This is a genomic window from Massilia soli (assembly GCF_016809835.1).
GTDB lineage: Bacteria > Pseudomonadota > Gammaproteobacteria > Burkholderiales > Burkholderiaceae_D > Telluria_A > Telluria_A soli.
Genome location: NZ_JAFBIL020000010.1, coordinates 1 through 14,575, shown reverse-complemented (window position 1 = coordinate 14,575; position 14,575 = coordinate 1). Strand labels below are relative to the sequence as shown.

General features: G+C 65.3%; 11 protein-coding genes and 1 pseudogene. 10 read left to right on the top strand and 2 right to left on the bottom strand.

Going from position 1 to position 14,575, the window contains the following annotated elements; all coding sequences use genetic code 11:
• The first annotated feature begins 76 nt into the window (after positions 1-76).
• The 4 genes from I4X03_RS21420 to I4X03_RS21405 are packed head-to-tail and all read left to right on the top strand — an operon-like array spanning position 77 to position 6,148.
• Positions 77-3,535, top strand: coding sequence for a response regulator (locus tag I4X03_RS21420; protein ID WP_223470578.1), 3,459 nt, complete (start codon positions 77-79; stop codon positions 3,533-3,535).
• Complete coding sequence (locus I4X03_RS21415) at positions 3,535-4,359, top strand: CheR family methyltransferase (RefSeq protein WP_223470576.1); 825 nt, start codon at positions 3,535-3,537, stop codon at positions 4,357-4,359. The genes I4X03_RS21420 and I4X03_RS21415 overlap by 1 nt, the downstream gene beginning before the upstream one ends.
• Complete coding sequence (locus I4X03_RS21410; RefSeq protein ID WP_223470574.1) at positions 4,356-4,958, top strand: chemotaxis protein CheB; 603 nt, start codon at positions 4,356-4,358, stop codon at positions 4,956-4,958. Before I4X03_RS21415 ends, I4X03_RS21410 begins: the two co-directional genes overlap by 4 nt.
• Entirely contained in the window at positions 4,955-6,148 is a 1,194-nt protein-coding gene (locus I4X03_RS21405; protein ID WP_223470572.1) for a hybrid sensor histidine kinase/response regulator, read from the top strand. Before I4X03_RS21410 ends, I4X03_RS21405 begins: the two co-directional genes overlap by 4 nt.
• A gap of 6 nt (positions 6,149-6,154) precedes the next feature.
• Here I4X03_RS21405 and I4X03_RS23125 read toward each other — a convergent pair whose 3' ends face one another.
• Positions 6,155-6,277 (bottom strand): hypothetical protein, encoded by a 123-nt coding sequence (locus tag I4X03_RS23125; protein WP_267874096.1) that lies wholly within the window; start codon positions 6,275-6,277, stop codon positions 6,155-6,157.
• A 230-nt stretch (positions 6,278-6,507) separates the two neighbouring features.
• Between I4X03_RS23125 and I4X03_RS21400 the strand changes: the two genes are divergently transcribed.
• Genes I4X03_RS21400 through I4X03_RS21375 form a run of 6 tightly spaced genes read left to right on the top strand, consistent with a single transcriptional unit; the run spans position 6,508 to position 14,326 of the window.
• Positions 6,508-8,187, top strand: a complete 1,680-nt coding sequence (locus I4X03_RS21400; RefSeq protein ID WP_223470555.1) for a RecQ family ATP-dependent DNA helicase — start codon at positions 6,508-6,510, stop codon at positions 8,185-8,187.
• 13 nt (positions 8,188-8,200) lie between these two features.
• Positions 8,201-9,229, top strand: a complete 1,029-nt coding sequence (locus I4X03_RS21395) for a ligase-associated DNA damage response exonuclease (protein WP_223470552.1) — start codon at positions 8,201-8,203, stop codon at positions 9,227-9,229.
• Complete coding sequence (locus tag I4X03_RS21390) at positions 9,222-10,859, top strand: ATP-dependent DNA ligase (protein ID WP_223470550.1); 1,638 nt, start codon at positions 9,222-9,224, stop codon at positions 10,857-10,859. Before I4X03_RS21395 ends, I4X03_RS21390 begins: the two co-directional genes overlap by 8 nt.
• Positions 10,856-13,321 carry a ligase-associated DNA damage response DEXH box helicase gene (locus tag I4X03_RS21385; RefSeq protein WP_223470548.1) on the top strand — a complete coding sequence of 822 codons (2,466 nt, stop codon included), beginning with the start codon at positions 10,856-10,858 and terminating at the stop codon, positions 13,319-13,321. The genes I4X03_RS21390 and I4X03_RS21385 overlap by 4 nt, the downstream gene beginning before the upstream one ends.
• A complete protein-coding gene (gene pdeM / locus I4X03_RS21380) occupies positions 13,318-13,968 on the top strand; it encodes a ligase-associated DNA damage response endonuclease PdeM (protein WP_223470546.1) in 651 nt (216 codons plus the stop codon). The genes I4X03_RS21385 and pdeM overlap by 4 nt, the downstream gene beginning before the upstream one ends.
• Before the next feature lie 55 nt (positions 13,969-14,023).
• On the top strand, positions 14,024-14,326 hold the full coding sequence (locus I4X03_RS21375; RefSeq protein WP_223470545.1) for a hypothetical protein: 303 nt from the start codon (positions 14,024-14,026) through the stop codon (positions 14,324-14,326).
• A gap of 62 nt (positions 14,327-14,388) precedes the next feature.
• On the opposite strand, the pseudogene I4X03_RS21370 reads toward I4X03_RS21375, so the two are convergent.
• Positions 14,389-14,575, bottom strand: a pseudogene (locus tag I4X03_RS21370) (transcriptional regulator); the annotation flags it as partial.

Sequence of the window (14,575 nt, the reverse complement as noted above, 5' to 3'; positions counted from 1 at the left end):
TTACTGGCGGCTGAGCTGTGCGCCGGTTTCGTTGACAATAAGATACACTTCCCGCATTCTCATCATTGGGTTTCCCATGCCAGGCACCATCGACTCGACGCAATTCCGGCGAATTCTTTCACGTAACATTGCTCTTCCATTGGCAGTCGGCGCTCTCAGCGCGGCCGTTTTTGTCGGCATTATCGTGTACCTTGTTACCGTGATGGGCCTGGTGGAGCATTCCGAGCGCGTCATCGGCAATGCCAACGAAACCAGCAAGCTGTCGGTCGACATGGAGACCGGCATGCGCGGTTTCCTGATCTCGGGCGACGAGACCTTCCTGGCGCCTTACCTCACCGCCAGGCCGAAGATCGCCGCCGAAATCGCCGCCCTGTCGGAACTGGTCGCCGACAACGGCATGCAGGTCGACCGCCTGCGCCGCATCACCACCGCGCAAAAGCAGTGGGAGGCGTTCGCCAACGAAATGATCGACTTGCGGCGCGCGAATGGCGATGTCGTCGCGCCGGTACGCAGCGGCCGCGGCAAGATGCTGACCGACGACGTGCGGCGCGAATTTGCCAACTTCATCGAAGCCGAAGAGACCCTGCGCCAGCAGCGCAACGACAGCGCGCGCAGCGTGATCACCTGGTCGGTCATCTGCTACCTGGTGTTCAGCGCACTGGTCGCAGCGGGGCTGGCGGTATATGGCCGCCGCGCGCTGATGCGCCTGTCGACGACCTACAGCAAGGCGCTCGAACAACAGACCGAACACAACGAATCGATGCAGCGCCAGGCCTGGTTGCGCACCGGCCAGACCGAACTGGCGGTGCAGGCGGCCGGGCAGGAATCGCTCGGCCAGCTGGCGCGCGCGGTGCTGGCCTATATCACGCGCTACCTCGATGGCGCGGTGGCGGCGATGTATGTGCGCGATGAAGGCGGCGCCCTGCGCCGCGTGGCTACCTATGGCTTCGACCGCGAAAGCGAGCAGCGCGCGCAGGTCTTCGGCAAGCACGAAACACTGGTTGGCCAGGCCGCCAGCGAAAACCGCATGCTCACCCTCGACAATGTTCCGGGCGACTACGTCAAGATTGCTTCGGGCCTCGGCTCAGGCGCGCCGCGCTACCTGATAGTGGCGCCGTTTGCCAACGAGGGCGTGGTCAACGGCGTCATCGAAATCGGCTTCCTGCACAAGGCGCGCCGCCGCGACAGTGAGTTCCTGGAACTCGCTGGCGAGGGTGTCGGCGCGGCAGTGGCGGCCGCGCTGTACCGCCAGCGCCTGCAGGATGCGCTGGCCGAGACCCAGCAGCTCAATGAAGAGCTCCAGGTCCAGCAGGAAGAACTGCGCACCGCCAACGAGGAGCTGGAAGAGCAGTCGCGCGTGCTGGAAGAGTCGCAGACCAACCTGGAAAACCAGCAGGCCGAACTCGAACAGACCAACGACCAGCTGGCCGAGCAGGCGCTCAACCTCGACCAGAAAAATTCGGCGCTGACGCTGGCGCAGGAAGAGCTGCGCGCACGCGCGCTGGAGCTGGAACGCGCCAGCCGCTACAAGTCCGAGTTCCTGGCCAATATGTCGCACGAGCTGCGCACGCCGCTCAATAGCTCGCTGATCCTGGCCAAGCTGCTGTCCGATAACACCCAGGGCAACCTGAACGATGAACAGGTACGCTTCGCCAAAACGATCTATTCCGCCGGTAACGACCTGCTTCAGCTGATTAACGACATCCTCGATATTTCGAAAGTCGAAGCGGGCAAGCTTGACCTGGTGCCCGAAGAGGTGCCGCTGCGGCGCACGGTGGAGGCGCTGGCGATGGTATTCGAACCGCTGGCGCTGCAGAAGAAGCTGGCGTTCCGCGTCGATATCGACCAGTCGGTGCCTGGCTCCCTGCATACCGACCGCCAGCGCCTCGCGCAGATCCTGAAAAATCTGCTGTCGAACGCGGTGAAGTTTACCGACAGCGGCGAAGTGTCGCTGAAGGTGACGGGCGGTGCCGACGGCACGGTGCGCTTCATCGTCGCCGATTCGGGGATCGGCATCGCGCAAGACCAGCATGACCGTATTTTCGACGCGTTCCACCAGGCCGACGGCACCACCAGCCGCCGCTTCGGCGGCACCGGCCTCGGGTTGTCGATCTCGCGCGACCTGACCGGCTTGTTGGGCGGCACCCTGACCGTGGACAGCAAGCCGGGCGTGGGCAGCACGTTCACCCTGTGCCTGCCGCGGCACCTGATGGTGGCGCCGGAGCCTGCGCCGCTGGCGCAGCAGAGCGCCGCCAGCATGGCGCCGGTGGCACCGGCGGCGGCCCAGGCGGAAGCGCCGGTCGCCGAGCCGACCTTCTCCGACGACCGCGACCAGCCGCAGGCGCCGGGCGGACGCACCGTGCTGGTGATCGAGGACGATCCCGAGTTCGCGCGCATTTTGTACCAGCTGGCGCGCGACATGGATTACCGCTGCCTGGTGGCGCTGACCGCGGACCAGGGCCTGCGCCTGGCGACCCAGCAAGCGCCCCATGCGATCCTGCTCGACATGCGCCTGCCGGACCGTTCCGGCCTGTCGGTCCTGCAGACCTTGAAGGAGCTCCCGGAAACGCGCCACATTCCGGTCCACGTGGTATCAAGCCAGGACAACGGCGGCGAGGCGCTGCACCTTGGCGCGATCGGCTACGCGCTCAAGCCGACCACGCGCGAGCAGCTCGAGCAGGTGTTCCACAAGCTGGAAGAAAAATTCACCCAGAAGATCAAGCGCGTGCTGCTGGTCGAGGACGACGAGCGCCAGCGCGACAGCGTGGTCTCGCTGATCGCCGACGATGACGTGCGCATCGATGCGGTCGGCTCGGGCCAGGAGGCGATGGCGCTGCTGCGCGAGGAGATTTTCGACTGCATGATCATCGACCTGAAGCTGCCCGACATGCAGGGCAACGAGCTGCTCGAACAGATGTCGAAGGAAGACATCTGCTCGTTCCCGCCGGTGATTGTCTACACCGGCCGCAACCTGACGCGCGCCGAAGAAGCGGACCTGATGAAGTATTCGCGCTCGATCATCATCAAGGGCGCCCGCTCGCCCGAACGCCTGCTCGATGAAGTGACCTTGTTCCTGCACCGCGTCGAGTCGCAGCTGTCGAGCGAGCGCCAGAGCATGCTGCGCACGGTGCGCAGCCGCGACCGCGTGTTCGAGGGCCGCACCATCCTGCTGGTGGACGACGATGTGCGCAACGTGTTCGCGCTCACCAGCGCGCTGGAGCAGCGCGGCGCGATTGTCGAAATCGGCCGCAATGGGTTCGAGGCCTTGTCCAAGCTCGATGAAGTGCCGGGTATCGACCTGGTCCTGATGGACATCATGATGCCGGGGATGGACGGGCTCGAAGCGACCCGCCGCATCCGCGCCGACGGCCGCTTCGACCGCCTGCCGATCATCGCCGTCACCGCCAAGGCGATGAAGGACGACCAGGAGCAGTGCATCGCCGCCGGCGCCAACGATTACCTGGCCAAGCCGATCGACCTGACGCGCCTGTATTCGCTGCTGCGGGTCTGGATGCCGAGCCTGGAGCGCACCTGATGCCCTCGAAGGACATCGACATCGAGGTGCGGCTGCTGATGGAAGCGGTGTACCTCAAATATAACTACGATTTCCGCGACTACACCGGGGCGTCGCAGAAGCGCCGCGTGCTGCACGCGCTGCACGAGATGGGCTGCGACACCGTCTCCGGCCTGCAGGAACGCGTGATGCACGACCCGTCGGCGTTCTCGCAGCTGCTGCAGTACCTGACGATTCCGGTCAGCGAGATGTTCCGCGACCCGTCCTTCTACGCCGCGCTGCGCGAGCAGGTGGTGCCGTTCCTGCAGACCTATCCGTCGCTGAAGGTGTGGGTCGCCGGCTGCAGCACCGGCGAAGAGGTGTACTCGATGGCGATCCTGCTCAAGGAAGAGGGGTTGCTGGAACGCACCATCATCTACGCCACCGATATCAATCCGCAGTCGCTGGAGGCGGCGCGGCGCGGCGTGTTTGCGCTGCGCGACATGCGCAAGTTTACCGAAAACTACCAGCGCGCCGGCGGCAAGGCGGCGTTCTCCGACTATTACACGGCCGCTTACGACGGCGCCCTGTTCGACCGCTCGCTGGTCGAGAACGTGACGTTCGCCGACCATAGCCTGGCCACCGACAGCGTGTTCTCCGAAACCCAGCTGATCTCGTGCCGCAACGTGATGATCTATTTCAACAAGAAACTCCAGGACCGCGTGCTCGGCCTGTTCCATGAATCGCTGTGCCACCGCGGCTTCCTGGCGCTCGGCAGCAAGGAAAGCCTGGAGTTTTCCTCCTATGCCGGACGCTTCGAGCCCTTGGTCAAGCGCGAGCGCCTGTATCGGAAGCTGGGCCAATGAAGGCGGCCCAGCTGACCGACGCGCTGGCCGGCCGCGATATCCGCGCGCTGGTGATCGCCGGTTCGGCGGGCGGCGTCGATGCGCTCTTGAAACTCCTGCCATTGCTGCCATCTGGCTATAGTTTGCCGGTCATTGTGATGCTGCACGTTCCGGAGCACCGCGACAGTCGGCTGGCCGAGCTGTTTTCGTCGCGCATCTCGGTGCCGGCACGCGAAGCGGCCGACAAGGAGGACATTGCAGCGGGAACCGTCTACTTCGCCGGTTCTGGTTACCATTTATCGATTGAGAACGATCACCGTTTTTCGCTGAGCAACGAGCCTCCCGTCCATTTCGCCCGGCCGGCGATCGATGTACTGATGGTGTCGGCGGCGGAAGCCTACGGTCCGCACCTGGCCGCAGTGTTGCTGACCGGCGCGAACCAGGATGGCGCAGATGGCATGCGCATCATTAAAGCGTGCGGCGGCTTGACCGTCGTGCAAGATCCAGCCGAGGCGCAAGTGGCGACCATGCCGGAGCAGGCGATTAAAAAGCAGGCCCCGGACCTGATACTGAACTTGTCGGAAATCGGCGACCTGCTGTTGCAGTTGGAGAGAAAATGAGGGTAAACGACCCCACCAAAGTCCTGATCGTCGACGATCTGGCGGAAAACCTGCAAGCCCTCGACGCGTTGTTGCGCGACGAGCACCGGATCGTGCTGCACGCGCGATCCGGCGACGAGGCGTTGGACTTGCTGCTTGAACACGAATTCGCGCTGGCGATTCTCGACGTCCAGATGCCGGGCATGAATGGTTTCGAACTGGCCGAGTTGATGCGCGGAACAGACCGCACGCGGAATATTCCGATTGTGTTTGTCAGTGCCGCCGGGCGCGAGCTGAACTACGCCTTCAAGGGCTACGAGTCCGGCGCGGTCGACTTCATGTACAAGCCGCTCGACCCGGAGGCGGTGCGCAGCAAGGTCAACGTGTTCGTCGCGCTATATCAGCAGCGCAACGAAACACGGCGCCAGGTGGCGGCGCTGGAACAAAGCCGCAAGGAGCAGGAAATCTTGCTGGCCGAGTTGTCGGCCACCCAGATGGAGCTTGAGCGTTCGCTGCGGATGCGCGACGATTTCATGTCGCTGGTCGCGCATGAACTGCGCACGCCGCTCAATACGCTGTTCCTGGAAACCCAGATGCGCACGCTGCAGCTCAAGCGCGGCAATCTTGCCGCCTTCGGCCCCGAGCAGATGCACAAGATGATCGCGCGCGACGAGCGCCAGATCCAGGCGATGATCCGCCTGATTGATGACATGCTCGACGTGTCGCGGATGCGCAGCGGCACCTTGTCGATCCGGCCGGCGCCGGTTGAATTGATGGGTTTGATTGAACGGATCGTCAGCGACCTGTCGCTGCAGGTGGCCGGGTCGGGCAGTTCGCTGACCCTGGTGCCGCACGACCCGGTACACGGGCAGTGGGACGAGTTCAGGGTCGAGCAGGTGATCGTCAACCTGTTGACCAATGCGCTGCGCTATGGCTGCAGCATGCCGGTCGAAGTCAGCGTCATCCTGGAAGGCGATGCCGTGCGGATCGATGTCAGCGACCAGGGCAAGGGGATTGCGGAAACTGAACAGCAGCGCATCTTCGAGCCATTCGAGCGCGGCAGCGGCAACCGCGACGTCAAGGGCCTGGGGCTGGGCTTGTATATCTCGCGCCAACTGGCCGAATCGCATGGCGGCCAGCTGTCGGTGGTCCCGGGCGCGGAGTGCGGCTCGGTGTTCAGCTTGACGCTGCCGCTCAGCACGTCCGGCTAGGGACGTTTAATGGATCAGCAAGGCAGCGTGGGGGCCGTGCAGCAGGTCGGTCGAGCACACCAGCAAGGTTGCTGCGGTTGCCAGTGCAACGTGAAGGGCTGCCCAGGTCATTGGTAAGAATCGGTTCATGCTGTCCTCCGGTTGCTTTGTCGTTTGTATGACGCTATCTTATGACTTGTACCGTGTGGCAACCATCGGTCAACCGTCCGAGGGTCTGTAGGAGCTTGGCTAACGACGCTGTATGATTGACCGGGTGCCCGTCTAGGGCCGCTCCTACGCCGGGTGTAGGTTGCGTCCTATGGCGAACGCATCGCGTGCGAATTACAGTTGGGTTTATGACGACATATAACCGACAACTGATGCATAACGGGGCGAAGGCAGTACGCCGCAACGCCATTTCGACGCTCCTGAAAAATGTGTTCGGGATCGAGCGCCTGCGCGATGGCCAGCGCCGCGTCATCGATGGCGTGCTCGACGGCCTCGACACGCTGGCGATCATGCCAACCGGCAGCGGAAAATCGCTGTGTTATCAGATTCCCGCACGAATCTTCCCAGGGACCACCGTAGTGGTTTCGCCGCTGATCTCCCTCATGAAAGACCAGCTCGAACGACTGATCGAGCTCGGCATCGGCGCGACCCAGGTTAACAGCAGCCTGACCCGCGAGGAAGAGAACGACGCGCTCGAAGGCATCAGCAGCGGACGCTACCGGATCGTGTTCTGCACGCCGGAACGGCTGGCAACCCCTGAATTCGTGGCCACGTTCAAGCCGGTCGAGGTGTCGCTGGTGGTGATCGACGAGGCGCACTGCATTTCCAAATGGGGCCACGACTTCCGCCCGGCCTACCTCGACCTGTCCGCATCGATCGACGCGCTTGGCCATCCGCCGGTGCTGGCGCTCACCGCCACCGCCACCGACGACGTGGTGAAGGACATCGGCAAGCAGCTGGGGCGGCCGAAGATCAACGTCATCAATACCGGCATCTACCGGCCCAACCTGCACTACCGGGTAGTGCAGGCGACCAACCACGACGAGAAGTACCAGAAGGCGCTGGCGCTGGTGCAGCAAACCGGGGGCGTGGGCATCGTCTATGCGGCGACCGTCAAGGTGGCCGAAGAGATGTATGCCATCCTCGAGGAGGCCGGCGAGAGCGTCACCATCTACCATGGCAAGCTGCCGGCCGCCGAACGCAAGGACCACCAGGACATGTTCATGGATGGCGAACGGCGCGTCATGGTCGCCACCAACGCCTTCGGCATGGGCATCGACAAGAGCGACACGCGCTTCGTGATCCACCTGCAGGTGCCGGCCAACCTCGAAGCCTATTACCAGGAGTCGGGCCGCGCGGGCCGCGACGGCCAGGACGCCGAGTGCATCCTGCTGTACTTGCAGGACGATAAACGGGTGCAGCAATTCTTCCTGGCCAAGCACTATCCGCACGCGGCCGAGCTGCGCGCGCTGTACGAAGCGGTAAAGGAGCTGGCCGCATCGGGGCCGGTGCCGTTCGGGCGCATCTGCGAGGTCGACGAGGACGTCGCTGCCAGCAAGGTCAAGGTTTGCCTGAAACTGCTCAAGGAAGGCAAGCTGCTGCGCCAGAACCGCGCGCTCGACTACGCGCCGACGACGGCCAGGCCGACACAGGAAACCTTCGACAAGCTGGCCGACGTGTATTCGCTCAAGCAGGAGCGCGACCGCGAGGCGCTCGAACAGATGGTGGCTTACGCGGTCAGCGGTTTTTGCCGCTGGAAGGTGCTGCTCGATTATTTCGGCGACGAGGTCGAAGGGTTCCAGAAGTGCTGCCGCTGCGATAACTGCCTCAATCCGCCGGTCCTGCTGGACGCCATCGAGATCCGCGACGACGAGTTCGACAAGGAGCCCGAGGAACAACCTGCCGGCCCGGTATTCGAGCCAGGCGCGCAGGTGCGGGTGCCGAAGTACGATGTCGGCACGGTGGAGTCGAGCGCCGGCGACGAGATCACCATCGCCTTCCCCGATGGCGAGAGGCGCACCTTCATGGCCGGCTTCGTGATGCCGGCGTAGGGTGGGGAGGCATATGGGTGACATGGTCGTCGTCCGCAAGGAGGGCTTGTACTGCGTGCCGGGCGATTTCTACATCGACCCGTGGCGGCCGGTGGACCGGGCCGTGATCACGCACGCCCATGGCGACCATGCGCGGGTCGGTCACGGCCACTACCTGTCGAGCGTCAGCGGGGTGGACATCCTCAAGTCGCGCCTCGGCGATATCCACATCGACGGCATCGAGTACGGCGCCACCGTGGTGCATAACGGCGTCACGGTGTCGCTGCATCCGGCGGGGCACGTCCTCGGTTCGGCGCAGGTGCGGATGGAGCACAAGGGCGAAGTGTGGGTGGCCTCGGGCGACTACAAGGTCGAGCCGGACCGCACCTGCGTACCGTTCGAGCCGGTGCGCTGCGATACCTTCATCACCGAATCGACGTTCGGGCTGCCGATCTACCGCTGGCAACCGCAGCAGGATATTTTCGACGACATCAACCAGTGGTGGCGCAACAACGCCGAGGCGGGCCGCTGCAGCGTGGTGTTTGCCTATGCGTTCGGCAAGGCGCAGCGCATCTTGTCGGGCCTCGACCCGAGCATCGGGCCGATCGTCTGCCACGGTGCGGCCGAACCGCTGAACAAGGTGTACCGCGCCAGCGGCGTCGACCTGCCGCCCACGGTGATGGTGACCGATGTCGACAAGCAGGCGCTCAAGCGCGCCATCGTGATCGCGCCGCCCTCGGCAGCCGGCTCGTCGTGGATGAAACGCTTCGGCGACTACAGCGACGCCTTTGCCAGTGGCTGGATGCAGCTGCGCGGCGCGCGCCGCCGGCGCGGGGTGGACCGCGGCTTCATCCTGTCGGATCACGCCGACTGGCCTGGCTTGATGACCGCCGTGCGCGCCACCGAAGCCGAACGGGTCATCGTCACGCATGGCTCGATCGGCGTGATGGTGCGCTGGCTGTGCCAGCAGGGCCTGGACGCCGCCGGCTTCGATACCGAATACGGCGACGACGACGCCGAGGAAAGCGCCAGCACCGCCGTCGCAGGGGCCGCGAATGCGTGAATTCGCGCGCCTCTACGCCGAGCTGGATGAAACCACCGCCACCAACCGCAAGCTCGACGCTTTGCAGAACTACTTCAGCACGGCCGCGCCCGAGAACGCCGCATGGGCGGTCTACTTCCTCGCCGGCGGCAAGCCGCGCCAGGCGGTGCCGAGCAAGCTGCTGCGCCAGTACGCGATCGAATACGCGGGGCTCGACGAGTGGCTGTTCGACGAATCGTACAACGCTGTCGGCGACATGGCCGAGACCATCGCCCACATCCTGCCGCCGCCATCGAAGCACAGTGATGTCGGGCTGGCCGAATGGATGCAGGAGCGGATCGGTCCCCTGCGCGGCGCCGACCCGGCCGCGATCCGCGAAGCGCTGTATGGCTTCTGGGACGAACTTGACTGGCGCGAGCGCTTTTTGCTGGTCAAGCTGATCGGCGGCGGTTTCCGGGTCGGCGTGTCGAAGCTGCTGGTCACGCGCGCCCTGGCGGCCATCGCCGCCGTCGACAGCAAGCTGATTGCCCAGCGCCTGATGGGCTGGACCGACGGTTCGGTCAGGCCGACGGCGGCAGGCTTCCTGCAACTCATCGCCGAGCAATCAGATGACGAGCACAAGCTGCGCGGCGGCCAGCCATACCCGTTTTTCCTGGCGCACCAGCTGCAGGGCGAGCCGGCCGCGCTGGGCGACCTGGCCGAATGGCAGGCAGAGTGGAAGTACGACGGCATCCGCGCGCAGCTGGTGCGGCGCGGCGGCCAGAACTACCTGTGGTCGCGCGGTGAAGACCTGATCACCGAGCGCTTTCCGGAACTGGCCGCGGTGCGCCTGCCGGAAGGGACCGTGGTCGATGGCGAAGTGCTGATCTGGAGCGCCGGCGATGGACCGGCGCCCTTCGCGGACCTGCAAAAGCGCATCGGCCGCAAGACCTTATCAGCCAAGCTGCTGGGGGAGTTGCCGGCGGTGCTGGTGTGCTACGACCTGCTCGAGGAAAACGGCATCGACCTGCGCACGCTGCCGCAGCGCGAACGGCGCACCCTGCTCGAAACGCTGGTGCGGGAGGTCGGCCAGCCGCAGCTGAAAATTTCGCCGCTGGTGCGGGCGGCCGGCTGGGACGAGCTGGCGGCGCTGCGCACCGAATCGCGCAGCCGCGGCGTCGAGGGCATGATGCTCAAGGCGGCGCAGGCGCAGTATGGCGTGGGCCGCACCAAAGATGTCGGCACCTGGTGGAAATGGAAGGTCGAGCCGTATTCGATCGACGCGGTGCTGATCTACGCGCAGGCCGGGCACGGGCGCCGTGCTTCGCTGTACACCGACTACACGTTCGCGGTCTGGGACCTTGACCCGGGCGGCGAGCGCAAGCTGGTGCCGTTTGCGAAAGCCTATTCGGGACTGACCGACGCCGAGATCGCGGTGGTCGACAACGCCATCCGCAAGACCACCGTCGAAAAATTCGGCCCGGTGCGCTCGGTGAAACCGACGATGGTGTTCGAGATCGGCTTCGAGGGCATCGCTTTGTCGACCCGGCACAAGGCCGGCATCGCGGTGCGCTTCCCGCGCATCCTGCGCAAGCGCGACGACAAGCCGGTCGAGGATGCGGACACGCTCGACACGCTCAAGGGCCTGCTGGCGGCGGCCGGCGCGCCATGAGCAAGAGCCAGGCGGCGCTGGCCGTCGACGGCTGGTTCGCGGCGCGCGGCTGGAAGGTGTTCCCGTTCCAGCGCGCGGTGTGGAAGGCGGCGCTGGCCGGAGAGTCCGGGCTGCTGCACGCCAATACCGGTTCCGGCAAAACTTACGCGGTGTGGTTCGCGGCGCTTCAGCGCGGCATGCGTTCGGCCGGCCGCAAGAAGGGCGGCTTGCGGGTGCTGTGGATTACGCCGATGCGGGCACTGGCGGCCGATACCCAGCGCGCGCTGGAAGAAAGCGCGGCCGGCCTGGCGCCCGGCTGGACCATTGGGGCACGCACCGGCGACACCAGTTCGGCCGAGCGCGCGCGCCAGTCGAAAGGACTGCCCGCGACCCTGATCACCACGCCCGAAAGCCTGTCGCTGCTGCTGAGCCACGCGCAGGCCGCCACCCAGTTCGCCTCGCTCGACATGATCATCATCGACGAGTGGCATGAGCTGATGGGGACCAAGCGCGGGGTGCAGGTGCAGCTGGCGCTGGCGCGCCTGCGCGGCTGGAATCCGCAGCTGGTCGTGTGGGGCCTGTCGGCGACGATGGGCAACCTGCCCGAGGCGCGCGCCGTGCTGCTGGGCGAGGGCAAGGGCGTGCTGGTCGAGGGCGAGATGCGCAAGGAGCTGCTGGTCGATTCGCTGATTCCCGAGAACGTGTCGCGCTTCCCGTGGGGCGGCCACCTCGGCATCCAGATGCTCAACCCGGTGATCGAGGAAATCGACAAGTTCGATGCGACCCTGGTATTTACCAATACCCGTTCGCAGTCCGAACTGTGGTACCAGAACATCCTGGAGGCGCGGCCCGACTGGGCCGGCGTCATCGCGCTGCATCACGGCTCGCTCGACCGCGAAGTGCGCGAGTGGGTCGAGCTGGGGCTGAAGAAGGGCGAGTTGAAGGCCGTGATCTGCACCGCCAGCCTTGACCTGGGGGTGGATTTCCTGCCGGTCGAGCGGGTACTGCAGATCGGCTCGGCCAAAGGCATCGCGCGCCTGCTGCAGCGCGCCGGGCGCAGCGGCCACGCGCCGGGGCGGGTCTCGCGCGTGACGCTGGTGCCGACCAACAGCCTTGAAATCCTCGAAGCGGCTGGCGCGAAGCAGGCGGTGGCGGCGCGCCGCATCGAAGCGCGACTGGTGCCGAACAAGCCGCTCGACGTGCTGGTGCAGCACCTAGTGACGGTGGCGCTGGGCGGCGGCTTTGAATCGAAGGCGCTGTACGACGAGGTGCGCGGCGCGTGGTCGTACCGCGCGCTGACCGAGGAGGAGTGGCAGTGGGCGCTGGACTTTGTCGCGCGCGGGGGCCAGAGCCTGGTCGCGTATCCCGAATACCAGCGCGTGGTGCCCGACGAGCATGGCGTGTACCGGGTGCCGAATCTGGCGCTGGGGCGGCGCCACCGCATGGGCATCGGCACCATCGTGTCCGATTCATCGATGCAGGTGAAGTACATGACGGGCGGGCGCATCGGCACCGTGGAAGAGTCGTTCATCTCGCGCCTGAAGGCGGGTGACCATTTCCTGTTCGGCGGACGGGTCCTCGAATTCGTCCGGGTCCATGAGATGACGGCATTCGTCAAGCGCGCCACCGGCAAGAACCGCGGCACCGTCACGCGCTGGATGGGCGCCAAGATGCCGATGTCGTCCGAGCTGGCGCACGCCGCGCTGGAACAGTTGCGCCAGGCCGAGGCGGGGGTGTTCAACGGTCCCGAAATGCAGGCCATCAAACCGCTGCTGGAAATCCAGCAGCGCTGGTCGGCCCTGCCGACGATCGACACGCTGGTCGTCGAAAGCATGAAGAGCCGCGAAGGCTACCACCTGTTCATGTATCCGTTCGCCGGCCGCTCCGTGCACATGGGGCTGGCCTCGCTGTTCGCCTACCGGATCGGCAAGCTGCAGCCGGCCACCTTCTCGATCGCGATCAACGACTATGGCTTCGAGCTGCTCTCGCCCGTTGCGGTGGACTGGAAAACGGTGTTCAGCGGCCCCACCGGGCGCGAGGTCGGCCTGTTCGACACCACGATGCTGCTGGAGGACGTGCTCGAGAGCCTGAACGCGACCCAGCTGGCGCAGCAGCGGTTTCGTGAAGTGGCGCGCATCGCTGGCCTGGTGTTCCAGGGCTACCCGGGCCAGCCGAAAAGCACGCGCCAGATCCAGGCGTCGTCGTCGCTGTTCTTCGAGGTGTTCCGCAAACACGATAGCGGCAACCTGCTGCTGACACAGGCGCAGCGCGAAGTGATGGAGCAGGAGCTGGAACTGACGCGCCTGCGCGACACGCTCACCGAGCTGCATGCGCGCGCGGTGGCGCACTGCGAGGTCAAGCGCGCCACGCCGTTAGGCTTCGCGCTGATGGTGGAGCGCTTCCGCGAGAAGCTGACCACCGAGAAGCTGTCGGACCGCATCGGGCGCATCCTGCGCGAACTGGAAAAGGCGGCCGAACCGTGAGCTCGCGCGAACTGCTGGTGGCTGGCGAGCTGCTGCTCCTGCTGGCGCAAAAGGCGCTGTACTGGCCGAGCCAGAAAACCCTGATCATCGCCGATATCCACTTCGGCAAAGCAGCGTCGTTCCGTGCCCAGGGCATCCCTGTGCCGCGCGGGACGACCACCCAGAACCTGCTCGCGCTCGACGAGCTGATCGCCGCGCACGAGGTCAATCGCATTGTCTTCCTTGGCGACTTCCTGCACGCGCGCGCCGCGCATGCCTCGGCGACGCTGGAGCGCATGCTGGAGTGGCGCAGGCAGCACCCGGCCCTGGCGCTGACGCTGGTGCGGGGCAACCACGACCGCCACGCGGGCGACCCGGCCGCCAGCCTCGGCATCGAGATGGTCGATGAACCGTACACGCTGGCGCCGTTCTCGTTCTGCCACCATCCCGACCTCGACACGCCCGGCTATGCGCTGGCCGGCCATATCCACCCGGTGTTCGTGCTAAGCACGCGTTTCGAATCGCTGCGCCTGCCATGCTTCGTGGTCGGTACGAAGCGCATGATCGTGCCATCGTTCGGCGCGTTTACTGGTGGTTTTGCCATTGCACCGGAAGCAGGCGACCGCATCTTCGTGACATCGGGCGACGCCGTCCACTTCGTTCGCTGACGCACCGACGCGCGCCAGCCGGGCGCTTACCTTGACCCCACAGGAGGCAATCCATATGAACCGATCAGGAATTTTTGCCGTGCTGGCCGCGGCGCTGCTTCCCGCGCTGGCGCCGGCACAAGACAAACCGCAGCAGAATGCGCCGCGCGAGGTTCGCTATTGCACCAACTGCGCGACCGTGGAAGCGCTCAATCCGGTGCCGGCCGGTGGCGGCGCGCACCGTTACGAGATGGTGCTGCGCTACACCGACGGCAAGGTCAAGACCTTCAGGTACGACAACGACCCGGGATTGCGGGTCGGTGAAAAGGTGAAGGACAACAATGGGGTAGTGGTGCGCGAGGCGCCCGCCAAGCCTTGACCGCACGGCGGGCGAACCCGGATTCCGGGCCGCCGCCGGCGTGGCGTGGCGCGCATGCCAGCTTAGGCCACGGTCAGTACCGGGGTGCCTCCGGCCGCCTGTTCCTGTTCCGCCTTTTGTTTGGCGGCTAGGTTTTGCTTGGCGCGCGAGCGCGATGGCGGCAGCCGGCGCAAGGTTTTCAGGGCTTCGGCGTCCTTGATGCCAATGGTGCGCTGGTCGACCGTGATCAGGCCGATTTCATTAAATGCC